The organism is Bacteroidales bacterium (assembly GCA_013314715.1).
Classification (GTDB): Bacteria; Bacteroidota; Bacteroidia; order Bacteroidales; family GWA2-32-17; genus Ch61.
This window is the reverse complement of record JABUFC010000005.1, coordinates 37,238-61,275: the sequence shown is the minus strand read 5'-3', so window position 1 is coordinate 61,275 and position 24,038 is coordinate 37,238. Positions and strand designations below refer to the sequence as shown.

Below are 24,038 nucleotides of genomic sequence, written 5' to 3'. Positions count from 1 at the left end.
CCCTCATTGAAGTTTTAGTTCGACCTTAACGACCAAATAAAACCACCTTTAACCCAACGACCCGGCATCGGTATATTAGCAATGTCATAATAATAAGTATCGAACAAATTGCTGCCACTCATGTAAAAAGTAAATTGCCTGAATTGGTAACTTATCCTACCGTCAACAGTCAAATAGGGAGTGTAACTTTTTTCAAGTCCACTTGGATACTCCGAATACGTTCCCATACGCTCATGATATAGTACCGACCATGAAGCACTCCATTGTTTTGTTATTTTATGTTCGAGCAATAAACTTACTTTATGCCTTAATACATCTAATGCATATTTTGAGTAATAGTCGCCACTTTGTTTAGTGATATCAATGTAAGCGTAATTAAAACGAATATTTTTTATCAAGAAATTCGGAAAGCGGTAAGTAAAATTATAACAAGAAGTAAATTCTACACCCATCGTATTCACTGTACTTATATTTTCGGTATGCCATTTATCTGTAACATTTAAACGTACCCAGTCAATAATATTTTCGCCCTGACGATAAAAGCCAGAAAGCTGAACTTGTAAGGCATCTTGATTAAATTTCAATCCAATCTCGTAATTAGTTGCTTGCTCGGGCTTTAAGTTGATATTGCCTTCATTGGCTGCGTCTTTGTAGTAAAGCTCAGTATAAGTTGGCAAGCGGAGCGAACGACTAACCGAACCAACAATGGTCCACAACGAATCTAACTTATAACCCAAATCAGCACCGGGATAAAAATAAAAATGTTCTGTGGACAAATAAGTAGCCATTAAACCGGCTGAAAAATGGAAGCGATGCCATTCAATGGAATGATCTACAAATACAGAGGTATAACTTTTTTGAGCTTTTCGAGTAAAAAAGCCATTGGTTTCGAAAGGAGCATCTATGGTATCGTTCATAGGTTCGCCTAAAACATTACTATATATGTGTTCGTAACGATAATCGACACCCAATGTGGTTTTGCCAAGCGAAGAATGAATAGCAACATTCGATTGACCTCCTAATACTTGTGTTAAGTGATAATTGTGATTCTTATACCATGTTGGAACTTGCAATGTAGGCAAATCGTGGCGGAACAATTCAAACCGATCGTGATGCTGACGATAGTAAACTTGTGTCGTTAAAAAAGCCTTATCCCATGAATAGCGATGTGTTAAAGACGAAAAAAGAGTGTGTGTTTGCTCATATTGATGAGGATATTTGGGGGTATAAAAGCTATTGGCCCCAAAAGCCTTATCTTCAATAGAAAATAATGCTTGCAAATGATGTTGATTGCGATGTTGCGAACCTTGCCAGCTAAACTGACTATGATTAAAATCGGTATTATTTCGATAGCCCTCGCTTTGATAACGACTTAAAGCAACAATATGCTCCGTATTACCTAATTTGAACATACCGTTTACTTGTCCTTCAAAATATTTAAAATCGCCACCAGCCAAAGCAACCGTTAAGTTATTTTTGGTAACTTCTTTGGTTACAATATTTATCACTCCCGAAAAAGCATTGGCACCATAGCGACGCGCATCGCCACCCGACAAAACCTCTATACGCTCTATCATAGTCATATCGATAGGTATGTTCATACTATGATGTCCTGTTTGCGGATCGTTAACCGGAACGCTGTTAATCATTACCAATGTTTGCTCATAATTGCCGCCACGAATGCTAACATCGGCTTGTACACTATGTACCCCACGCTGACGAACATCAACAGCCCCAACATAATCGAGTACATCCGTAAGCGATTGAATAGGCATTTGTTGCAATTCTTGTTTAGAAATAATTTGAATTAAACGTAAGTTATTTTTATAAGTTGTACTAACTCTATTGGCATTGACTTCAATTTCTTTAAGTTTAATGGTATCGTTTTGAGAATAAACTTGTAAAACGATAAACAAACAAGCTACAAAAATGTTAATCTTCATAAACACGTTTTTTAAAAATTTTGCCACAAAAGTAGAAAATTAAAAATACATTTTTACTTAAATCTATCATTTTTTAAGACCGTTTAAAAACTTACTCGTTTATTGCGATAAAAATTTCAATCTTATTTCAAACCTAGTAACATGAATAAAGAAATACAACCAGGCTAATTAAAATTTTAAAGGAGTCAACCCTACACCCACCGTCATACCGAGCCTGTCGAGGTATAACTAATCACAAATTGAAATGAGCATTGGGGTCCTTCTTCGACAAGCTCAGAATGACGAGGAATTCGATAAGCTTAGAATGAGAACAAAAGATTGAACTCGATAAAAAAAATCTTTTATTCATTAAAATTTGGATAAATTAAAAGAATTAAAACCTTTGCAAAACTAAGATAAAACTACATTATTCGTTATTGCAATTAAAAAATCAATCTTATTTATGTTTTCTTCTCAATTACATGAGAATAATCGCCATTACAAAAAAGAGTTTTGCAAAGGCCTAACTTATATATTTATTCGTAAAAATTATTAGCTAGATTATTTTCATTAAATTTGAACCGCAATAAAAACATACTATGCCCTCTAAAAAAGAAATCGGTTTATTTTTTGGTTCATTCAATCCTATTCATCATGGTCATTTAATGATTGCCAATTACTTTTTATGTTTTGCTCCATTTGATGAAGTATGGTTTGTAGTTTCGCCACAAAATCCACTTAAAAATAAAAAGATTTTAGCCGACGAATACCATCGCCTCGAAATGGTAAATCTTGCTATTGGCGATTTTGATAAATTTAAAGCAAGTAATATAGAATTTAATATGCCCAAACCGTCGTACACCATCGATACACTTATACACTTATGCGATAAATATCCCCATTATCAGTTTTCGCTCATTATGGGTAGTGATAACTTGCTTACGTTCCATAAATGGAAAAACTATGAAATCATTTTGCGAGACTATAATATATATGTATATCCTCGAAAAGATTTTATTGAACAAAATATGATTCAACATGCTCACATTAAATTCATAGATGCTCCTCTTATAGAGATTTCTTCAACATTTATTCGTAATGCAATAAAAGATAAAAAAAATATACCTTTTTTCCTACCGGAAAAAGTTTTTCAGTATATTCTCGATTGTAATATTTATCAATAATCTAAATTTCTTGCTGATTTTCGTCTTGGTGTGTTTCAGAACCGCTCGATAACTTTATGTTGTTGTTACGGATAAACTGAACCACATCATTTAAACCTTCAGCAAATTTTTCAAAATCTTCTTTGTAGAGAAACAATTTGTGTTTTTCATAGTAAATAGAGCCATCGGGTCTATATCTTTTTTTGCTTTCGGTAATAGTTAAATAATAATCTTCACTTTTTGTAGACTTAACATCGAAGAAATACGTCCTCTTGCCAGCTCTTACAGATTTAGAATAGACTTCGTCTCTACTCCTCTGATTGTTTTCCTGATAGTTTTCGTTATCTTCCATCATTTTCCCAAAGTATTAAAAATATAAGCAAATGTATAAACATTTTTTGAACTTTCAAAATTTTTTAATCACTTTCTGTAAATAATTCTTGATAATCATTTAATATTTTTTCTATTAAACGAGGCATTGGTATTTTTTTTAGTTCTTTTATACTTATTCTTTTAAAATTTATTTTATAGTTTGGATTTACTTTTCTAAAAATAAATGCTTTTGCATAAATAATACGGTGACTTAAAACATGTTTATAGTTATTAGTTTCTTTCAAAAATTCTAAAGTATTTTCAAACCAAAGTTTATAATCACTATGTTGCTTCAATTCTTCAAGACTAAACAATCTATTAGAAACGATACCGGGAAACTCATACATATTTTTCCAAATAGCATCTTTATTGCGAAAATTCATGTAAAGAGCCTGTTTTTCAATAACAATAATGTAGTTAAAATAAAGAATTTGTTGTTTAGATTTTTGTTTAACAATAGGATATTGATCGATGGTACGATTTACAAAAGCTTTACAATATTGAGCAATAGGGCAATCGAAACATTTAGGGTTTTGAGGTAAACAAATCAAGGCTCCTAACTCCATAATCGCTTGATTTAAAATATCTGGTTTTACATAATCCATTGCTGGTTTTACAATATCTACTAATTGATGCCTGAAGCTAATATTATTTTTATTTCCTTTTAATTCGTACAATCTACATAAAACCCGCACTACATTACCATCAACAACAGGTGTTTTTTCGCCAAATGCAATAGATGCAATAGCAGCAGCAGTATATTCGCCCACACCTTTTAACTTTAATAAATCATTAAAAGTGCTTGGAAATACACTATCACACTCACTAATAATATATTTTGCAGCTTGGTGCATATTTAGTGCTCTTCGATAATAACCCAATCCTTTCCAAACATTTAAAACATCTTTTTCATCTGCTTCTGCTAAACTTCTGATGTTAGGGAAATTTTCAATAAACTTTTTATAATAAGGTAATCCTTGTTCCACTCTTGTTTGTTGCAAAATGATTTCAGATACCCAAATATAATAGGGATTTTTTGTATTACGCCAAGGCAATATTCTTTTATTTTTATGATACCAATCGTTTAAAATAGTTGCTATTTCAATCATGGAACAAAGTTGCATTTTTTTTTTCAATAAATTTCATGAACTTATTTTTTGGTAAATAAAAATAAGCTATATTTGCAAGCTCAAAAATAAGACAATCATTATATTAAATTTTTAAGATATGACAAAGGCAGACATTGTAAACGAAATTTCAAAAAAAACCGGAATTGAGAAGGTTTTAGTACAAAAATCTGTGGAATCATTCATGGAAATCATGAAAGAATCGATGGTAAAAGGAAATAACATTTACCTTCGTGGTTTTGGAAGTTTTATTTTAAAGAAACGCGCTAAAAAAACTGCACGTAATATTTCCAAAAACACAACCTTAATTATCCCCGAACATTTTATCCCAGCTTTTAAACCTGCAAAAACTTTTGTAGCTGAAGTTAAAGAAAAAGTAAAAAAATAACCTTAAAAAATTTGAATTATGCCTTGTGGTAAAAAAAGAAAAAGACACAAAATGGCGGTTCATAAACGCAAAAAACGTTTAAGAAAAAATCGTCATAAAAAGAAAATCCGTTAGGTTTTTTATTTATCAGTAAAACCTATAGCTTGCTATAGGTTTTTTTCTGTTTATTAATACACAGATATTGTGACAAGAGAGTTATTTGTAGAAGTAGATTCGAATGAAATAAAAATTGCTCTTCTTGAAGATAAAACCTTAGTTGAATTAAACAAAGAGAAAAACAATCTTCAATTCAGCGTAGGCGATATTTATTTAGGAAGAGTAAAAAAAATAATGCCCGGATTAAACGCAGCTTTTGTCGATGTTGGCTACTCAAAAGATGCATTTTTACATTACCTCGATTTAGGTCCCAATTTTCTTTCGCTTCAAAAATACATGTTACAATGTATTCAAAACCCTAATCCTAACACCTCATTAAATGTCTTTGACCCTAGTCCTGAAATAAGTAAGAATGGAAAAATAAACCAAATATTAAAATCAGGACAAGTTATTGTAGTTCAAATTGCAAAAGAGCCTATATCAACAAAAGGTCCTCGCTTAACTTCTGAAATTTCTATTGCAGGTAGAAATCTAGTATTAGTACCCTTTTCTAATAAGGTTTCTGTTTCTCAAAAAATAAAATCATCGGAAGAACGCCAGCGACTCAAACATATCGTAGAAAGCATTCTACCTTCCAATTATGGAGTTATTATTCGTACTGTATCAGAAGGTAAACACGCTCAAGAACTGAACCTAGAACTGAGGGAACTTATCGATAAATGGGAAAACGCCTTTAAAAAGATATATCAACTAAAGCCTCCCATGCTCATACTTGGTGAGCTCGAACGAACAAACGCCATTCTTCGCGATTTACTCAACGAATCGTTTGCCAATATTTATGTAAACGACAAACAGATTGCCAACACCATGCGCTCATTTATTCAAACAATAGAACCCGAAAAAGAAAAAATTATTAAATATCATCAAAGCAATACTTCATTATTTGAGCAATTTGGCATAAACAAACAAATTAAATCCTTATTTGGAAAAACAGTAACCCTAAAATCGGGCATTTACCTTATTATAGAACATACCGAAGCACTCCATGTTATCGATGTTAATAGCGGACACCGACAAATAAACGATAATAATCAAGAACAAAATGCATTAGAAGTAAACCTGATTGCAGCCGAAGAAATTGCACGACAATTGCGTTTACGCGATATGGGAGGCATTATTGTCATTGATTTTATTGACATGTACAAAGCCGAAAACAAAAAAATGCTCTATGAACGCATGAAAAAACTTATGGAAAAAGACAGAGCAAAACATAACATATTACCCCTGAGCAAATTCGGCTTAATGCAAATAACACGTCAACGTGTACGCCCCGAACTTAATATTATAACTGTTGAAACCTGTCCAACTTGCTCTGGAACTGGTCAAATGGGAAGCTCTATACTTATCAGCAATCAAATTGAAAGTTATCTTGAATATCTATTTGAAAAAACTCCATATCGCTATTTTCACATCAAAGCTAACCCCTATGTTGCTGCTTACCTAAAATCAGGATGGCTATCGCTTCGATTAAAATGGATGCTTAAATATAAACGTTATATTAAAATTACTGCCGAAAACCAATTATCTTTTTTGGAATATCATATATTTAACCGTCAGGGATTTGAAATAGAATTATAAATAAAAAAAGAACTTATGATAAAAAGAACTAAAATTATTGACCTACTAAATCAAAAAGATATAAATACCGATTATGTTTTAGAAGGTTGGGTACGTACCCATCGCGGAAATAAAAACGTTCACTTTATTGCACTTAACGATGGTTCTATTATACATAACATTCAAATTGTTGTTGATACTAAACTTTTTAGTGAAGATTTTTTAAAACCCATAACAACTGGCTCGTGTATTAGAGTGCTTGGTACCTTAGTCCCCTCGCAAGGCTCTGGTCAAAAAGTAGAGATATTAGCCAAAGAAATTACAATCTATGGCACTTGCGATCCAGAAACATATCCATTACAAAAAAAAGGACATAGTCTTGAATTTTTAAGAACCATTGCACATTTGCGCCCACGTACCAATACTTTTGGTGCTATACTTCGTATACGACACCATATGGCATTTGCTATTCATAACTACTTCAACTCAAAAGGCTTTGTATATTTACATACTCCTATTATTACAGCCAGCGATTGCGAGGGAGCCGGACAAATGTTTCGAGTAACGACACTCGACCTATATAATTTGCCAAAAACCGAAGATGGTAAAATTGATTTCAGTCAAGATTTTTTCGGTAAAGAAACCAGCCTTACCGTTTCGGGTCAACTCGAGGGCGAACTTGGTGCACTTGCATTATCAGAAATATACACATTTGGGCCTACATTCAGAGCCGAAAATTCTAATACTCCACGACATTTGGCAGAATTTTGGATGATTGAACCAGAAATGGCATTTTACGACATCAACGATAACATGGATTTAGCCGAAGATTTTATTAAATATCTTGTAAAATATGCACTTGAACATTGTAAAGACGACCTCGTATTCCTAAACGAAATGTACGATAAAGAACTATTGCAACGCTTAGAATTTGTTATAGAAAACCCATTTGAACGTCTAACCTACACAAAAGCTATTGAAATTCTCGAAAATTCTGGCGAAAAATTCGAATTCCCTGTTTATTGGGGTTGCGACTTACAATCCGAACACGAACGATATTTAGTTGAAAAACACTTTAAACGCCCTGTTATTCTCACCAATTATCCAAAAGAGATCAAGGCATTTTACATGAAGCAAAACGACGACGGAAAAACCGTTCGTGCAATGGATGTTTTGTTCCCTAAAATTGGCGAAATTATTGGTGGTTCACAACGTGAAGAAAATTACGAAAAGCTTTTAAATAGAGTAAAAGAACTCAACCTACCCGAAAAAGATGTATGGTGGTATTTAGAAACCCGCAAATTTGGAACAGCACCTCACAGCGGCTTTGGATTAGGTTTTGAACGTCTAATACTCTTCATTACAGGAATGGCTAATATTCGCGATGTAATACCATTCCCAAGAACCCCCAAAAATGCTGAATTTTAATCCTTTTGAAACTTTTATGAAAAAAAAACGTTTCTAAGGAAAAATATTTAGAATATGTTAGAACAAAAATTACAGCAAAAATTACTTCAACGACTTTCGCCTCAACAAATCCAACTCATCAAAATGCTCGAAATCCCAATGATGGAATTAGAGCAACGTATAAAAAAAGAACTAGAAGAAAACCCCGCACTCGAAGAAGGTCAAGAAGAAACCGATGAGCCTATTCAAATGTTAGACGACGACAACCAAATAGACGAAAACAACGATAATGAAGAAAACGAAAACTCCGACGATCAAATAAATGAAGATGATAACACCTCCCAACAAAGTCAAGAAGATGATTTTTCATACGAAGATTTTTTAAGCGAAGAAGATCAAGACGAAATACCCTATTATTTATTACAAGCTAATAATCAATCTAAAGACAATGATGAGAGAGAGTTTGTTTTTTCAAGTCAAGAATCTTTTATTGAAAACCTAAACATTCAAATAGGTTATCTCAATCTCACACCTAAACAACGAGCCATTGCCGAATACATTGTTGGAAACATTGACGAAAAGGGATATTTACAACGAGATATCGAACAACTATCAGACGACTTAGCTTTTAATTTAAACATTCAAGCAAGTACTCACGAAATTGAAGAGGTTCTCAAACAAATACAGACACTCGATCCGCCAGGAATTGGAGCTAGAAATATATCCGAATGTTTTTTAATTCAATTAAAACGGAAAAAACAAACCGATGCAGTTAAAAATGCCATTAAAATTATTGAAAAAACATTTGAAGAATTAACAAAAAAGCATTACGATAAGATACAACGCAAACTCAATATGAGTACCGACGAGCTAAAAGAAGCCATTGCTGAAATTCAAAATCTTAATATCAACCCTGGTAATACTTATGCAGATAGGTTCGATACGGCTATCAATCAGGTAATACCCGACTTTATTGTTGAAATTGATGATGGCGAAATAAAAGTTTCGATCAACTCTCGATATTCACCCGAATTAAGAATTAGCAAATCGTTTCAAGAAATGCTCTATACCTTAGAAGCTCAAGCAAAGGCAAAGAAAAAAGCAAAAGAATCACATCGCGATGCTATACAGTTTGCACGTCAGAAAGTAGATTCGGCCCGATGGTTTATTGATGCCATCAAACAGCGTCAAGATACGCTTTTAACCACTATGCAAGCTATTGTACATTTACAAAAAGATTTCTTTCTCGAAGGCGATAAGTCGCTTTTAAAACCTATGATTCTGAAAGATGTTGCCGATGTAACAGGATTTGATATCAGTACGATATCAAGAGTAGCAAGTAACAAGTATGTTGCAACTCCATTTGGTGTTTTTCCGCTCAAGTCGTTTTTCAGCGAATCGATGACTACCGATAGCGACGAAGAAATATCTACTTACAAAATTAAAGAACGCATTCAACAACTTATTTCTAACGAAGATAAATCAAATCCGCTTACTGACGAAGAATTAGCCGATTTATTAAAAAAAGAAGGACTGAATGTTGCCCGAAGAACCATTGCTAAATATCGTGAGCAGCTGAACATACCGGTTGCACGCTTAAGAAAGGAATTGAAATGAGCGACTTTAAGGTAACTTCTTTAGAAAAATCTATATTTAACTTTGTTTCAATCATTTTTCACCCTATTTTTATTCCTACTATACTCATTTATCTTACTTTTAGCCTTTTTTCTAGTTATTTTATTTTTAATCCTAATTATGTTTTAGCATTAACAACACTATTTTTTTTATTAACGGTTATTATTCCATTAGTTGTGTTAATTCTATTTTATTATTTTAAGTTTATACAAAGTTTTTATCTACAAAGCAAAGAAGAAAGAATACTCGTTTCGCTCACCATGAATATTTTTTATGTTTTCGCTACTTATTCTATTCGCAATATCTATATTCATCCTAACATTTATTTAGCTTTTCTGACTGTTCCCATAGTAAGCACTTTGTTCTCTGTAACAATATTTTTATACCCTAAAGTTAGTATGCATACTTTTGGCCTTGGTTCACTTATAGGTGTACTTTTATTTTATCGATATAAATATATTTTAATTTCTAATTTTGAGATAGTTATATTTTTATTTATGGTCTCTGGGCTTATCATGACCGCCCGACTCATTCTTAAAGCACATGATTATCGCGATGTTATATGGGGCTTTATTATAGGAATTTGCGAAAGTTTTTTTAGCATTTTATGCGTTTATTATATTTTTTAAATTTAGTTAAATTAGTACAACTTCATTAAGTTTAGAAAAATTTATAGTATTTTCGTGCTTTAAAATTTTTCACAATGAATTATAAACGATTAAACAACATTGGTGCGTGGCTTGCTTTTGCCATAGCTGCATTTACGTATTTATCTACCATCGAACCCACCGGGAGTTTCTGGGATTGTGGTGAATTTATAGCTACTTCTTACAAATACGAAGTGGGGCACCCTCCGGGAGCACCTTTCTTTATGATTATGGCTCGTTTTGCTTCTATGTTTACAAGCGATGTTACAAAAGTTGCTGTTATGGTAAACTCATTATCAGCTATCATGTCTGCACTCACTATTCTCTTCCTTTTCTGGACAATAACCTATTTTGCTAAACGCATGTTATTGAAAGAAGGTGAAGAAATGACCACCGGTAAAATGATTGCCATTTTAGGAAGTGGTTTAGTTGGTTCGCTTGCCTATACTTTTTCTGATACATTTTGGTTCTCAGCAGTCGAAGGCGAAGTTTATGCCTCATCGTCTATGTTTACAGCTCTTGTATTTTGGCTCATTACCAAATGGGACGAAAATCACGATAAAAGCGACTCTATAAAATATATCATACTCATTGCACTATTTATGGGCATTTCTATTGGGGTTCACTTATTAAACTTACTTGCAATTCCTGCTATTGTATTCGTTATATACTTTAGAAAAGCCGAAAAAATAACCAAAAAAGGTGTGTTAAGTGCTTCTATTGTTTCTGTTATTTTACTCGCAGCTATCATGTATGGTATTATTCAAGGTTTATTTAAAGTAGCTGGATTCTTCGAACTTATGTTTGTAAACACCTTCGGAATGCCATTTCATACAGGACTTATTTTCCACATATTGTTACTTATAGCACTTATTGCTTATTCACTTCATGTTACCAAAAAAGATGGAAACTATAAATTACAAATATCAGCAGTTACACTTACATCCTTTTTTGCTGGTATCCCATTAATGATATCTTCACCAATTTTTATTGTTCTTTACATTCCATTAGTATGGTTTTTATTAAATATTTTTAAAGCTATTAAACCATATCTTAATGCAATTGTTTGGGGTATTGCCATGATCTTAATAGGCTACTCTTCGTTTGCTCTTATTTTAATACGTTCAAACCAAAATCCCCCCCTCAACGAAAATAAACCCGATAATGTATTTGCCCTCATTTCGTACCTCAACCGCGAACAATATGGCGATAGACCTTTATTTTATGGACATTCGTTTGCCTCACCCCTCGACAGAACAAATCCATACATAGAAGAAGGTCCTATATACATTCAAAAAGATGGGAAATACGTTGAAATTGGCAAAAAACAAAAACAAAATTTTGCCTCCGAATTTAATATGCTTTTCCCTCGTATGTACAGTTCGGAAGATAGCCATATAAGAGCCTATAAATCATGGACAGACTTTAAAGGGACACCTGTTAATTGGGTGGGATACGATGGCAATGTAGAAAAAATTTATAAACCAACCTTTTTCGAAAATATGAAATTCTTTTTCTCTTATCAAATTGGTTGGATGTATTTCCGCTATTTTATGTGGAACTTTGCCGGACGCCAAAATGATATTCAAGGACATGGAAATGTAATGTACGGTAACTGGATAAGCGGTATTCCTTTTATTGATAATACTCGCCTTGGCGACCAAAATTTATTGCCCGATTATTTAAAAAATAATAAAGCCCGCAATGTATATTTTATGTTACCGCTTTTGTTGGGATTGATCGGCATGTACTTCCATTACCTCCGCGAAAGCAAAGGATTTGTCTTAGTATTATTGTTATTTTTCTTTACCGGTATTGCCATTGTTATTTATCTTAATCAAACTCCTTATCAACCTCGCGAACGTGATTATGCTTACGCTGGTTCATTCTACGCTTTTGCTATTTGGATTGGCTTGGGCATTGCAGCATTATGGCAAATTTTAAGCAAAAAAATAAACCATGTTGTAACTGCCTCTGCACTCACCTTAATAGGATTATTGACCGTTCCATATGTAATGGCTAAAGAAAACTGGGACGACCATGATCGTTCTAACCGCTATACACCACGCGATTTTGCTAAGAATTATTTAGAATCGTGCGAAAAAAATGCGATATTGTTTACCAATGGCGATAACGATACCTTCCCTCTTTGGTACGCTCAAGAAGTTGAAGGCATTAGAACCGATATTCGTGTAGTTAATTTATCACTTCTCAACACCGATTGGTACATCGAACAAATAAAATATCGTGCCTACGACTCCGATCCTGTTCCTATTTCTTTCACATACGACCAAATAGCCGGCGAACGTCGTGTTTATTGTCCTATCATAGAACAAATTAAAAAACCTTATAACATTGCCGATATTATTGAATTTGTTAAAAGCGATGCCCCCGAAGCTAAAGTACCTGTATCAAATACAGAAAGCATTAACTACATTCCAACCCGCAATTTCTTATTCCCTGTCGATTCAGCAGCTGTTATTCAATCAAAATTAATAAAACCCGAACAAGCATCGAAAATGGAAAAAGAAATGGTGTGGACGGTGAAAAAGAATTATGTATTTAAATCAGAATTGGCCATACTCGATATAATGAATCAAACCAAATGGAAACGCCCTATTTACTTTGCTATTACCGTTGGCGATGCTTATCTAAATATGGAAGATTATTTCCGCTTAGATGGTCTTACCTACCGACTTACCCCAATAAAATCAGATAATTTCGATGGTCAAACAGGCTGGATTGATACCGACATCCTTTACGATAGACTGATGAACAAATTTGTGTGGGGAAATATAGATAAAGAAAATGTTTATTTAGACGAAAACAACCTCCGCATGACCATGAACTTCCGCAATGTATTTGCCCGATTAGCTAATGCGTTGCTTCGTGAAGGTAAACGGGATTCTGCCGTAAAAGTTTTAGACCATTGTATGCAGGTAATGCCCGAAAAGACAGTTCCTTATAATGTTTTCGTACTCGGCATTATTGAAGCATACTTCAAAGCTGGCGAAAGCAAAAAAGCACTCGATATTTTCCAAGGTATGCGTAAGATGACCGAACAAGAACTAAATTATTTCTTATCGCTCGACACTAAAAAAGCTCAAACACTTTCGTTCGAAGCTCGCCGTTCAATGACAGTTTATAACGAACTGGCTAGAATAGCACGTACATACTCCCAGGATAAATTGGCTAAAGAACTTGACGACCAAATGAAAATATTCTACGAAAAGTTTGTTACACAATTCCCACAAGAAGCTACCAACGCTTCCGGTATGGAAGAATAATGAGCGCTGAAAAACTTATATACCTCACATTCGATGACGGTCCAACACCCGAGGTTACTCCTTGGGTGTTGGCTTTATTAGAAAAATACGAATTCAAAGCTACATTTTTTTGCTTAGGTATAAATGCTCAACAACATAGCGACATTATTAAACAAATTGAAAAACGTGGACATACCTTAGGCAACCACGGATACGAACATTTAAACGGATGGAAAACAAAAAACAAGGTTTATATTGCCAATGCCGACAAAGGTGCAGCTATTTTGAAAACTAAGCTTTTTCGCCCTCCTTATGGTAAAATATCACCCCTACAATGGCTAACACTGCGAAAAAAATATAACATCGTTTTTTGGGATTACCTTTCGAAAGACTATTTAAACATCGATAAACAAAGCCATTTTCTTACCAGATTGCAAAAACATACCCACCCTAACCGTATTATTGTTTTCCACGATTCTTATAAAGCCTTCCCTACACTACAAAAATATTTAGAACCATATTTCGAATGGCTTAAAAACGAAAATTATACAACCCAATTACTCCATACAAGGCTATAAAAATGATAAACAATCATCACATCCATTCATCGACACATCATTTTAATGTTCCTATTGCTGTTTTTACCAACAAGTACTCAAAAACATAGCAATATATTGAGTTTTTGACTTTATTAATTAATAAAACTTTTTTACCTTTGCCCAATATCACTACTATTTAACATATAGATTTTATAGACTAATATATGAACCTACTGGAGCAATTAAAAACCGATTTTCGATTTATCGAAGGTATGAAAGCCTGTATCAATTGCGGTGTTTGCACCGCTATTTGCCCTGCTGCTCAATACTATGAATACGACCCACGAATGGTAGTGAACATTGTTCAACGCAAACAAGAATCAGAACTTGAGCAATTGCTAAAAAGCGATTCTATTTGGATGTGTGGTGAGTGTTTATCGTGCAAAACTCGCTGTCCACGCGAAAATGTACCTGCTTACATTATTCAATCGCTTAAAACACTTTCTATTAAAACCGGCTATTTTACCGAATCGGAAAAAGGTCGCCAACAATTAGCATTAGTCAGAACTATTGGTAAACATATTTTAGAAGAAGGATATTGCGTTCATATTGATAAAATTGATATGGATATGTTTCCCGAACAAGGACCTGTCTGGGAATGGGTCAAAGAAAACATTAAAACCTTATCATTAACTGTTGGAGCCAATTATCATGGAAGCGGAAGTGGATCACTCCGTCAAATACCCCAAGAATCAATAAACGAGCTTAAGGCAATTTTTAAACAAACAGGCGGTGCAGACTTTTTTGAACTGATTGAAAACAAATCTGAAGAAAAAGCTAAAGAACTCGGGTTAACTTTCCATAAAGGAGAAAAAGATGAGTATTTTTATGATGTTTATGAAAGTAAATTGTGAATGTGGAAATTTGAAAATGTGGAAATTTGAAAATGAGGAAATTTGAAAATGTGGAAATTTGAAAATTTATTTTAAGTATTTAGAAATGATTGAAGCTAAAAAAAATATAATTGTAGATAAATCTTTTCAGTTTGCACTAAAGATTATTAACTTTTGCGAACTCCTTGAAGAAAGGAAAAAGAATATTGTTTCAAGGCAATTATTAAAAAGTGGAACATCTATTGGAGCAAATATTAGAGAAGCTCAAAATGCAGAAAGTGTTGATGATTTCATACATAAATTGAAAATTGCTGCCAAAGAAGCTGGCGAAACTGAATATTGGTTATTAATTTGCAAAGAAAGTCCAACTTATCCTTTTGAAGAAAAATTGTTGATTGATATTCAAGAAATAATGCAGATTCTTTCAAAAATCATTATCTCAACAAAAAAACGTAAATATGATAAATAATATTATTTGCTTCTGTAACTTTGAATTTCCAAATTCTCACATTTCCAAATTTTCAAATTAATAAGCTATGATTCAAGACGGAAAAAAACAACTTTGGGCACAATATCAAAAAGAAATAGCTGACGATAAATATTATTACGCACGCAGTTGTATAAGACAAAATTTCTTTCCTGGAGCCGAAGAAATGTTTTTAAAAATATTAAGAAATAATCTTCAAAAGGATATATACGACGATGCACGTCAAACTACTTGCACTGGAATTGGTTATCATTCAGCTATTGTTCCACTCGAAACCACCATGGCAGTTGTAGCACGACAGTTTTCGCTCATGAATGAGCTAGGCTACGAAAATTTTGTATGTTCATGCGTAACATCGTTTGGAATTTATTCTGAGATGCTCGAAACTTGGCATGAATTCCCCGAAACTCTTGAAAAAACACGCGAAAATCTTTACAAAGCAACAGGCAGGACGTTTGAACTCCCTAAAAATCTTGTTCATGCCAGCGATGTAATTTACAAACTAAGAATAGAACTTTTGCCCCAACTAAAATATAAACTTGTACATGCAAAAACCGGAAAACCCTTAAACGTGGTAGAACATATTGGTTGCCATTATGCTAAAATATTTCCACACAAAGGTGTAGGTGGTGCCGAATATCCTTATGTATTAGCCGGTTTAATAGATGCATGGGGAGGCAACCTAATTGACTATCCCGAACGTCGGCATTGTTGCGGTTTCGGATTTAGACAATATTTGGTAAAAGCTAACAGAGGATACAGCTACTCACATTCGCTAAAAAAATTTGAGTCGATGCAACCTTACGATGTCGATTTGATTATTACCAACTGTCCAGGGTGCAATTATTTTCTTGATCGCTGGCAATATGTAGCTGCTGAATCGGAACATAAACTTTTCGGAGTTGATGGAAAAGCTATACCTGTTTTAACATTTGAAGAAATAACAGCACTCCTTTTAGGTTATAACCCATGGGAAATTGGCTTACAAATGCATCAAATACCGGTAGAACCATTGTTAGATAAACTAGGTATTCACTATTCTAAAGAAAATAAATACCTCGGCACAAAAGGACCTGAAATACCTAAATTGTTAAACTATTAACAAATATCTATTTTTACAAAATAAATTCAAGCTATGACAGCAAAACAAAAAATAGTCGTAATAGGTGGTGGAATTGCCGGATTAGAAGCCTCATCAACACTTTCGAGAATGCAATATAATGTTACTCTTATTGAAAAAAGCAACCATATTGGGGGACACGTTGCACAATGGGACAGACTTTTCCCCAACCAACGAAAATCAGACGAAGTCATCGAATTTTTAAAAGCTAATATTCCATCGAACTTAAAAATTCAACTCAACACAACGGTTTTGAACATCGCAAAGAAAAACACGTCTTTCGTTGTAACCCTCTCAGATAACGAAACCATCGAAACAGACGCTATACTTATAACTACCGGCTATGATTTATTCGATGCCCGACTTAAAGAAGAATACGGTTATGGCATTTACGACAATGTTATCACCTCAGCCGAATTAGAAAAATTATTTCGCGAAAATCAACCTATCCTTACCAAGCAAGGCAAAGAACCGCAACGTATTGGTTTTATTCATTGTGTAGGTTCTCGCGACAGAAAAATAAACAATATTTACTGTTCAAAAGTTTGTTGCGTTACGGCTGTAAAACAAGCTATTGAAATAAGGCAAAAACTACCTTACTCCGAAGCTTATTGCTTTTATATGGATTTACGCATGTACGGTTTATCGTTCGAGGAAATTTATAACGAATCACAAGAAAAATATGGTGTTACCTTCATTAGAGGACGACTATCTGAAGCAGCCGAGAACAAAGAAGGGAAAATTATTATTAAAGTAGAAGACACGTTGCTCGGACGTCCCATGAAAATGACCATGGATATGTTGGTACTTATGGTTGGCATGACCCCTTCCGAAGGCACATCTAACTTAATCAAAATGCTAAATTTGGAAACAAATAGCAGTCATTTTATTGCTTCTAAAGATGATCATACACAATCGAATATAACATCGCAAGCAGGGATTTTTGTTGCCGGTGCAGCCACTTCGCCCAAAAGCATAGACGATACCCTTGCCGATGCACGGGGAGCTGTGGTCAAAATATTAGAATTCTTAAATTCAAAAGCTCAGTAAAATGAAAAATTTTGGATTTAGCGTTAACAAAAGCCGAGTAATTGAATACGATCAAAACGACCGTGCTTTATTCTATTATCTTATGCGTGTTGAACCTTCGGTATCGCTTTGCATAGCCTGTGGTGCTTGTACAGCTACATGTTCGGCAGGTGCTTTTTCATCGCTCGACTTTCATAAAATCATGCTGAGCATTCGACGAGGCGAAAAAGTTTACATTGCCAAAGAAATTACGCAATGTATGCTTTGCGGTAAATGTCAACTTGTTTGCCCCAAAAACGTTAATACTCGCGGTGTAATTTTACAAATATTGTCATTCCTTCAAAGTTCGCAGTTATGAAATTCGATTGGTTTGTTGTTCCTTTTGCAGTTGGTTTAGTCGGACTAATTTTATTTTTAACCCTAAAATATGTTCGATGGATATTATCATTGCCTAAAGAAGAACGAAAAAAAATAAGAAAATCGTTTTTTTCTACAAAAATATTCGCATTTGTTTGGGAAGTCTTCCGCGAAGCTCTTTTGCATGTTAGAATTTTCAAGAAAAATATAATACTTGGCTACATGCACAGCAGTTTTGCTTTCGGATGGTTTTTGCTAATTGTGTTTGGTGCCATCGAAGTAGAATTTGCCAACAGTCGCCATGCTAACCACTTATACGAGCCTATTTTCTTTCGCTTTTTCCACAGAGACCCATCGGTTTTAGAGCATCATGCTTTTTTTACTTTCATCATGGACGCCATCTTGTTGTACATTCTCTCAGGTTTATTGTTGGCTTTAACCAAACGCCTTTATTCACGCCTTATGGGCATGAAAAAAACAACCCGTCTTTATTGGACCGATAAAATTGCATTATATAGTCTTTGGCTTATTTTTCCCTTACGCCTTTTAGCCGAAAGTTCTACAGCAGGCATATATGCTAACGGTGGTTTTATGACCAACCATGTTGGCAGTTTTTTAGCAAACCTTCTTCCGTTAGAAAAGATAATGTATCCCCTATGGTGGATGTATTCCATCGATTTATTTTTATTTTTTGCTTTTCTTCCTTTCAGTCGTTACATGCACATTCCCACCGAAATAGTTTTAATTGCACTTAGGCAAGCCGGCATTTATACAAAAAACAAAATTACCGGATTCTCTCAATTAGAAATCAATGCCTGTTCAAGCTGTGGTATATGTATCGATGCTTGTCAGATTCAAGATGTTTTAGGTCGCCAAAATATGATACCCGCTTATCTTTTTCAAAAAATTCGACATGAAAAAGTCCTCAAACCTGCCTTATACGATTGTCTTATTTGCGGAAGATGCGAAGAAGCATGCCCCGTCAATATCAATATTTTAAACATAAAAGTAGCTAAGCGAAACGAAAAACTTAATCATAAACATCAACAATACGATTACCTGAGACAAGTTACAACAGAACTTCCTAAAACTCAAATAGCTTATTTTGCAGGTTGCATGAGTCATCTTACACCATCCATAAAAAAAGCAATGGTTTCTATTTTTGAGAAAACCCATACCCCTTTTACTTTTATTGACGAAGACGGAAGCATCTGTTGTGGACGTCCACTTCAGCTATCGGGCAAAATTGAAGATGCCAAAATACTTATGCAAAAAAACAAGGAAATCATTGCTGCTTCAGGAGCCGAAATATTAGTAACTTCGTGCCCAATCTGTTACAAAGTTTTCAACGAAGAATATCAACTAGCGATTAAAGTTATGCATCATTCGCAATTATTTGATTTATGGTCGAAGCAAGGCAAGCTTAAACTCAATGCTCAACCTATAAAAGCTTCTTACCACGATCCTTGCGATTTAGGAAGAGGCTCACACGTTTACGATGCTCCACGCCATATATTAAATCAGGTTATTACCTTACAAGAAACTGCCTATCAAAAAGAGCATTCGCTTTGTTGTGGCGGGAGTCTGGGAAATTTTTATTTTCAAGAAAAAGACAAAGTTCAAGTTGCACAAGATGCTTACGATAAAATAATGACCAACCATTCGGAAATGCTTATCACCTCTTGTCCATTATGTAAGAAAACATTTCAAAAAGTAGCCGAAAAACCGGTAATCGATTTGGCTGAGATTATAGATAAAGCTTTAATGCAATAAACGAATACACATTTATTATTTATTATCAAAAACAAATCATTTTTTGACATTTTCAAAAAATAATGTAAGTTTGCATATAATTTAAAATTAACTATCATGAATAAATCGATTCTATTTATTGGAATTTGGGTTTCGTTATTGTTTACTTCGTGTGGTAATAATAACGACACAAAAACTATTGATAATTCAGATACCCTTATTGATAGTAGCGAAAATATAAAATCAGAAATTATTTATCAGGTACCCTCACCCGATGAGTTTATATCATTATTAAAAAATTCAAAAGCCTCGTTTAAAGCCAATATAACAGCTCCCGAAAAAACAAATTTTATTGATCCCATCAAACAAAAATTAAACCTGGGTGTATATGCAGCCGATATGGCTTATTTAGCTACCTTTAGTAAATTTCAGGAAACCGTTCGCTATTTTAGCAAAATAAAAAGCATGAGCGATCAAATTGGAATAACCAATGCTATAGAAAAATCTACTTTTGACCGTCTCGAAAACAATATTACCAATGTAGACTCTATCAGTGCCATTACCAACAATTCTTTTTACAACGTTATTGACCACTTGCAACAAAACGACGATGGCATAACACTTGCATTAATTAGCACGGGTGGTTGGATTGAAAGCATGTACATTGCATTTCAACTGGTTAACAAATACGATGAAAAAAATCCAATTATACAACGTATCGCTTCACAAAAAATAGTTTTACAAAATCTTATTGGAATGATAGAATCACTTAAAGATCAAAGCACAACACAAAATATTAAAAACGATCTATTATCTATTAAAAATTTAATGGATAAAATTAGTGCCACTACCGAAGAAGATAAAAACATATCACAAGATACTACAAAAATTATTATTGGAGCTAAAACTATATACAAAATTGATAACGAAACATATTTGCAATTAAAACAAACTATTGAAAAAATAAGAAACGAAATTATTAAACAAGCTTAAAAAAACTGACAACTATGAAAAAATTAGCATATTTATTACTTTTCGTTCCCATCTTTAGTTTGGGGCAAAATTGCAGTGATTTTTTAACGGTTCAAAGAAGCGGCATTCGTTATCCATGGAAATATGATATTCAATCGAAAAGTGCAGTTTTTTTCGCTGGCAAATCGTCAAAATTAAATATTATATGCAACGAAGGTAAAGATTATAAAATTTCATTTCTTGTTTCATCGCAAATAATGAACGAAGTTAGTATAAAAGTTACTGATAATACAGGCAAAGTTTATTTCTCTACTGGGATCGATGAAGAACTGCTCAAAACAATTGAGCAAAAAAAACAATTTCTAATATCACTCGAAAATCAAAAAGTAAAAATCAAAGGTGGTAAAAAGAAAATCGAAATCGATGCTAACATCAATAATTTAAAGCTCGAAATATCGAAATATCAAGACGAAATAGAAATGAAACGTTATCGCCCTTCTACTTCTTTTGAATTTACTGCAGCATCTACCATGGAACTTATTGTTTATGTTACTGCTTCTGAAAAATGTAGCGGAAAAGGTTGCGTAGGAGTTTTAGTATCTAATAAACCCAGTGAAAAGTCAAGTTTTTAATTTCATTTATCTATTCAAAATTCATGTTCATCTAAAAAATAGATAAGTTTTATATCTTCATCAACACTATTTAACTTTTAATCAAATTTTTTTATACTAAATGGTTTTAGGCTGTAACTTTGCTAAAAATTACAGTCATGAACCAACACACAAAAAAAGAACCTACGGTAAAAGTCGTAAAACGTTATTCAAACTTTAAACGTCCCGTATTATATGTACTTGTTAGCAATATATATAACGAAGATAACTCTATTATTTATAAAATATTTCCTCATTACGACATAGCCCAATCGAGTAAAGCCGAACGATTGAACTAGTTTTTTCATAGCATATAAGTTTTAAATTAGTTCCTTTTTGCAATGCTGCAAAATGGCGAAAAGCCCTGAAAACAGGGCTTTTCTGTTACTATACTGCCACTGGTCCTTTGATAGGAGGATGAGGATCGTAACCTTCGAGCGTAAAGTCGGTATATTTAAAAGAGAAAATATTTTTTACATGAGGATTTATTTTCATAATGGGTAATGGACGTGGTTCTCGTTGTATTTGTGTTCTTACTTGATCAAAATGAAAAGTATATATATGTGCATCGCCTAAAGTGTGAATAAATTCACCAGGTTGTAAATTACAAACCTGTGCCATCATCATAGTTAATAACGAATACGAAGCTATATTAAAAGGAACACCTAAAAACAAATCGCCACTACGCTGATACATTTGGCACGAAAGTTTTCCATCTGCAACATAAAATTGGAACAAGATATGGCAGGGAGGTAATGCCATTTTATCCAAATCGCCCACATTCCATGCACTCACAATATGACGACGTGAGTCGGGATTATGCTTAATAGATTCAACCACTTCCGAAATTTGATCGATTATTTTACCATCGTTCGATTCCCATTTTCGCCATTGATGCCCATACACTGGTCCTAAATTACCATTCATATCGGCCCACTCATCCCAAATACTTACACCATTATCTTTTAAATAATTAATATTAGTATCACCATTTAAGAACCATAACAATTCATAAATAATCGATTTTAAATGTACTTTTTTAGTAGTTACCAAAGGAAAACCTTTTTGTAAGTCAAATCGCATCTGATATCCAAAAATACTCTTTGTTCCAACACCGGTTCTATCGCTCTTTAAGGTGCCATGATCGAGTACATGCTGAAGTAAATCTAAGTATGGCTTCATTTTATTAATGTTTTAATTTTCAAACTATTTTTACAAGTGTTGTAAAGATTCGCTCTAAGCCTAACAAAATCATAAGTATGAAAAAACTAACAATTAACAATTTAGCATTAAGAATCTTCATCTCTATTAATTTTCAATAAATAATCAATGAGCTATATTTTGTAACTTAGGATCATTAGGATTATGTTTATGTTTAAATAAAAGAGCAAACAAAAGAGCAACCACTAAAGCATATAAGGCAAAAGTAATCCATATATGATGCCAGTCTCTAAAACCATTAGGAAGAATAAAGAATTTTTTAATAATAATACCACTTGTTAAAGCACCAATCATGGTACCAAAACCATTGGTCATCATCATAAATAAACCTTGTGCACTTGCTCTAATAGACGAGTCGCATTGGGTTTCAACAAATAATGCTCCCGATATATTAAAAAAGTCGAATGCCATACCATATATAATACATGATAAAATTATCATCCATAAACCATCTTCAGGATTTCCATACCCAAACAAACCAAAACGTAGTACCCAAGCAAACATGCTCATAAGCATAACTTTTTTAATGCCAAATTTTCGCAAGAAAAATGGAATAGTAAGAATGAAAAGCGTTTCGGACATTTGCGAAATAGACATGATAATCGTAGAATAACGAACCACAAACGAATCGGCATACTGTGGTAGATTTTTAAATTCATCTAAAAACACATCGCCATACATATTAGTTAATTGCAACGAAGCACCCAAAAGCATCGAAAAAATAAAAAACAAAGCCATTTTGTAATTAGCAAATAACTTAAATGCGTCTAACCCTAAAAGCTTAACCAACGAAGAACTTCCCGAAGATTTTAATTGTGGAGGACATTTAGGTAAAGTAAAAGAATATATACCCAATACAAAAGAAGCAAATGCCGAAATATAAAATTGTATCTCAGTAGCTTTGTTTCCCGTAAGGTTAGTAATCCACATAGCAACAATAAAACCAATAGTTCCAAATACACGAATGGGTGGAAAATCTTTTACTACATCGTAACCATGAGTTTTTAAAGCATTGTATCCAACCGTATTGGTAAGTGCAATAGTAGGCATATAAAAACACATAGCCAACAGCATAAACCAAAAAAAAGTAGATGGATCGTTAATAAGTGGAAAACAAAAAACAGTAGCCCCGCTCAAAAGATGAAGTATGCCATATAATTTTTCAGCATTCATCCATTTATCGGCAATAATACCCGTAAGAGTGGGCATAAAAAGTGAAGCAATACCCAATGTTAAAAATACGGCACCAAATTCTTCGCTCCCCCATTGTTTAGTTCCAAACCAATAATTTGCAATAGTAATAAGCCAAGCACCCCAAACAAAAAATTGGAGAAAATTCATCACAATTAATCTAAATTTTAGACTCATATAACTTTAT

22 protein-coding genes are annotated in these 24,038 nt (G+C 33.6%); 17 read left to right on the top strand and 5 right to left on the bottom strand.

The genetic code is table 11. The features are described from left to right. Nucleotides 1–14: 14 nt before the first annotated feature. Entirely contained in the window at nt 15–1,943 is a 1,929-nt protein-coding gene (locus HPY79_02090) for a TonB-dependent receptor (GenBank protein NSW44605.1), read from the bottom strand. A 578-nt stretch (nt 1,944–2,521) separates the two neighbouring features. Here HPY79_02090 and HPY79_02085 point away from each other — a divergent pair. Then, on the top strand, nt 2,522–3,106 hold the full coding sequence (locus HPY79_02085; protein NSW44604.1) for a nicotinate-nucleotide adenylyltransferase: 585 nt from the start codon (nt 2,522–2,524) through the stop codon (nt 3,104–3,106). A 1-nt stretch (nt 3,107) separates the two neighbouring features. Here HPY79_02085 and HPY79_02080 read toward each other — a convergent pair whose 3' ends face one another. Both HPY79_02080 and mutY read right to left on the bottom strand, forming a co-directional pair. Next, nucleotides 3,108–3,437: a PUR family DNA/RNA-binding protein gene (locus HPY79_02080; protein NSW44603.1), complete on the bottom strand. Its 330-nt coding sequence runs from the start codon at nt 3,435–3,437 to the stop codon at nt 3,108–3,110. A 64-nt stretch (nt 3,438–3,501) separates the two neighbouring features. Continuing rightward, on the bottom strand, nt 3,502–4,566 hold the full coding sequence (mutY, locus tag HPY79_02075; protein ID NSW44602.1) for an A/G-specific adenine glycosylase: 1,065 nt from the start codon (nt 4,564–4,566) through the stop codon (nt 3,502–3,504). A gap of 118 nt (nt 4,567–4,684) precedes the next feature. On the opposite strand from mutY, the gene HPY79_02070 reads away from it, so the two are divergent. The 16 genes from HPY79_02070 to HPY79_01995 all read left to right on the top strand — a co-directional run bounded on the left by HPY79_02070 (nt 4,685) and on the right by HPY79_01995 (nt 21,738). After that, a complete protein-coding gene (locus HPY79_02070; protein NSW44601.1) occupies nt 4,685–4,972 on the top strand; it encodes an integration host factor subunit beta in 288 nt (95 codons plus the stop codon). A 183-nt stretch (nt 4,973–5,155) separates the two neighbouring features. Next, nucleotides 5,156–6,706, top strand: a complete 1,551-nt coding sequence (locus HPY79_02065) for an Rne/Rng family ribonuclease (protein NSW44600.1) — start codon at nt 5,156–5,158, stop codon at nt 6,704–6,706. A gap of 15 nt (nt 6,707–6,721) precedes the next feature. Further along, complete coding sequence (gene asnS / locus HPY79_02060) at nt 6,722–8,113, top strand: asparagine--tRNA ligase (GenBank protein ID NSW44599.1); 1,392 nt, start codon at nt 6,722–6,724, stop codon at nt 8,111–8,113. Between the two features lie 54 nt (nt 8,114–8,167). Next, complete coding sequence (gene rpoN / locus HPY79_02055; GenBank protein ID NSW44598.1) at nt 8,168–9,709, top strand: RNA polymerase factor sigma-54; 1,542 nt, start codon at nt 8,168–8,170, stop codon at nt 9,707–9,709. Beyond that, nucleotides 9,706–10,356 carry a hypothetical protein gene (locus tag HPY79_02050; GenBank protein ID NSW44597.1) on the top strand — a complete coding sequence of 217 codons (651 nt, stop codon included), beginning with the start codon at nt 9,706–9,708 and terminating at the stop codon, nt 10,354–10,356. The genes rpoN and HPY79_02050 overlap by 4 nt, the downstream gene beginning before the upstream one ends. A gap of 74 nt (nt 10,357–10,430) precedes the next feature. Continuing rightward, a complete protein-coding gene (locus HPY79_02045; protein ID NSW44596.1) occupies nt 10,431–13,661 on the top strand; it encodes a DUF2723 domain-containing protein in 3,231 nt (1,076 codons plus the stop codon). Then, nucleotides 13,661–14,218: a polysaccharide deacetylase family protein gene (locus tag HPY79_02040; protein ID NSW44595.1), complete on the top strand. Its 558-nt coding sequence runs from the start codon at nt 13,661–13,663 to the stop codon at nt 14,216–14,218. The genes HPY79_02045 and HPY79_02040 overlap by 1 nt, the downstream gene beginning before the upstream one ends. A 185-nt stretch (nt 14,219–14,403) precedes the next feature. Beyond that, nucleotides 14,404–15,093, top strand: coding sequence for a 4Fe-4S dicluster domain-containing protein (locus HPY79_02035; GenBank protein ID NSW44594.1), 690 nt, complete (start codon nt 14,404–14,406; stop codon nt 15,091–15,093). An 85-nt stretch (nt 15,094–15,178) separates the two neighbouring features. Continuing rightward, complete coding sequence (locus tag HPY79_02030) at nt 15,179–15,541, top strand: four helix bundle protein (protein NSW44593.1); 363 nt, start codon at nt 15,179–15,181, stop codon at nt 15,539–15,541. Nucleotides 15,542–15,608: 67 nt separating this feature from the next. Further along, nucleotides 15,609–16,661 (top strand): heterodisulfide reductase subunit B, encoded by a 1,053-nt coding sequence (locus HPY79_02025; GenBank protein NSW44592.1) that lies wholly within the window; start codon nt 15,609–15,611, stop codon nt 16,659–16,661. Between the two features lie 33 nt (nt 16,662–16,694). Continuing rightward, nucleotides 16,695–17,729, top strand: a complete 1,035-nt coding sequence (locus HPY79_02020) for a CoB--CoM heterodisulfide reductase iron-sulfur subunit A family protein (protein ID NSW44591.1) — start codon at nt 16,695–16,697, stop codon at nt 17,727–17,729. A gap of 1 nt (nt 17,730) precedes the next feature. Beyond that, entirely contained in the window at nt 17,731–18,066 is a 336-nt protein-coding gene (locus HPY79_02015) for a 4Fe-4S dicluster domain-containing protein (GenBank protein NSW44590.1), read from the top strand. Then, complete coding sequence (locus HPY79_02010; GenBank protein NSW44589.1) at nt 18,063–19,838, top strand: (Fe-S)-binding protein; 1,776 nt, start codon at nt 18,063–18,065, stop codon at nt 19,836–19,838. The genes HPY79_02015 and HPY79_02010 overlap by 4 nt, the downstream gene beginning before the upstream one ends. A gap of 96 nt (nt 19,839–19,934) precedes the next feature. After that, nucleotides 19,935–20,810, top strand: a complete 876-nt coding sequence (locus HPY79_02005) for a hypothetical protein (protein ID NSW44588.1) — start codon at nt 19,935–19,937, stop codon at nt 20,808–20,810. Nucleotides 20,811–20,824: 14 nt separating this feature from the next. Continuing rightward, a complete protein-coding gene (locus HPY79_02000) occupies nt 20,825–21,421 on the top strand; it encodes a hypothetical protein (protein NSW44587.1) in 597 nt (198 codons plus the stop codon). A gap of 137 nt (nt 21,422–21,558) precedes the next feature. Beyond that, entirely contained in the window at nt 21,559–21,738 is a 180-nt protein-coding gene (locus tag HPY79_01995; GenBank protein NSW44586.1) for a hypothetical protein, read from the top strand. Between the two features lie 88 nt (nt 21,739–21,826). Here the strand turns inward: HPY79_01995 and HPY79_01990 are convergent, their stop codons facing one another. Beyond that, on the bottom strand, nt 21,827–22,621 hold the full coding sequence (locus tag HPY79_01990) for a thymidylate synthase (protein NSW44585.1): 795 nt from the start codon (nt 22,619–22,621) through the stop codon (nt 21,827–21,829). A gap of 144 nt (nt 22,622–22,765) precedes the next feature. Continuing rightward, nucleotides 22,766–24,028: a nucleoside permease gene (locus HPY79_01985; protein ID NSW44584.1), complete on the bottom strand. Its 1,263-nt coding sequence runs from the start codon at nt 24,026–24,028 to the stop codon at nt 22,766–22,768. Nucleotides 24,029–24,038 lie beyond the last annotated feature (10 nt).

Coding starts and splice junctions, on each gene's coding strand:
- HPY79_02090 (NSW44605.1), bottom strand. CDS start 1,943: ATGAAGATTAACATTTTTGTAGCTTGTTTGTTTATCGTTTTACAAGTT.
- HPY79_02085 (NSW44604.1), top strand. CDS start 2,522: ATGCCCTCTAAAAAAGAAATCGGTTTATTTTTTGGTTCATTCAATCCT.
- HPY79_02080 (NSW44603.1), bottom strand. CDS start 3,437: ATGGAAGATAACGAAAACTATCAGGAAAACAATCAGAGGAGTAGAGAC.
- mutY (NSW44602.1), bottom strand. CDS start 4,566: ATGATTGAAATAGCAACTATTTTAAACGATTGGTATCATAAAAATAAA.
- HPY79_02070 (NSW44601.1), top strand. CDS start 4,685: ATGACAAAGGCAGACATTGTAAACGAAATTTCAAAAAAAACCGGAATT.
- asnS (NSW44599.1), top strand. CDS start 6,722: ATGATAAAAAGAACTAAAATTATTGACCTACTAAATCAAAAAGATATA.
- rpoN (NSW44598.1), top strand. CDS start 8,168: ATGTTAGAACAAAAATTACAGCAAAAATTACTTCAACGACTTTCGCCT.
- HPY79_02050 (NSW44597.1), top strand. CDS start 9,706: ATGAGCGACTTTAAGGTAACTTCTTTAGAAAAATCTATATTTAACTTT.
- HPY79_02045 (NSW44596.1), top strand. CDS start 10,431: ATGAATTATAAACGATTAAACAACATTGGTGCGTGGCTTGCTTTTGCC.
- HPY79_02040 (NSW44595.1), top strand. CDS start 13,661: ATGAGCGCTGAAAAACTTATATACCTCACATTCGATGACGGTCCAACA.
- HPY79_02035 (NSW44594.1), top strand. CDS start 14,404: ATGAACCTACTGGAGCAATTAAAAACCGATTTTCGATTTATCGAAGGT.
- HPY79_02030 (NSW44593.1), top strand. CDS start 15,179: ATGATTGAAGCTAAAAAAAATATAATTGTAGATAAATCTTTTCAGTTT.
- HPY79_02025 (NSW44592.1), top strand. CDS start 15,609: ATGATTCAAGACGGAAAAAAACAACTTTGGGCACAATATCAAAAAGAA.
- HPY79_02020 (NSW44591.1), top strand. CDS start 16,695: ATGACAGCAAAACAAAAAATAGTCGTAATAGGTGGTGGAATTGCCGGA.
- HPY79_02015 (NSW44590.1), top strand. CDS start 17,731: ATGAAAAATTTTGGATTTAGCGTTAACAAAAGCCGAGTAATTGAATAC.
- HPY79_02010 (NSW44589.1), top strand. CDS start 18,063: ATGAAATTCGATTGGTTTGTTGTTCCTTTTGCAGTTGGTTTAGTCGGA.
- HPY79_02005 (NSW44588.1), top strand. CDS start 19,935: ATGAATAAATCGATTCTATTTATTGGAATTTGGGTTTCGTTATTGTTT.
- HPY79_02000 (NSW44587.1), top strand. CDS start 20,825: ATGAAAAAATTAGCATATTTATTACTTTTCGTTCCCATCTTTAGTTTG.
- HPY79_01995 (NSW44586.1), top strand. CDS start 21,559: ATGAACCAACACACAAAAAAAGAACCTACGGTAAAAGTCGTAAAACGT.
- HPY79_01990 (NSW44585.1), bottom strand. CDS start 22,621: ATGAAGCCATACTTAGATTTACTTCAGCATGTACTCGATCATGGCACC.
- HPY79_01985 (NSW44584.1), bottom strand. CDS start 24,028: ATGAGTCTAAAATTTAGATTAATTGTGATGAATTTTCTCCAATTTTTT.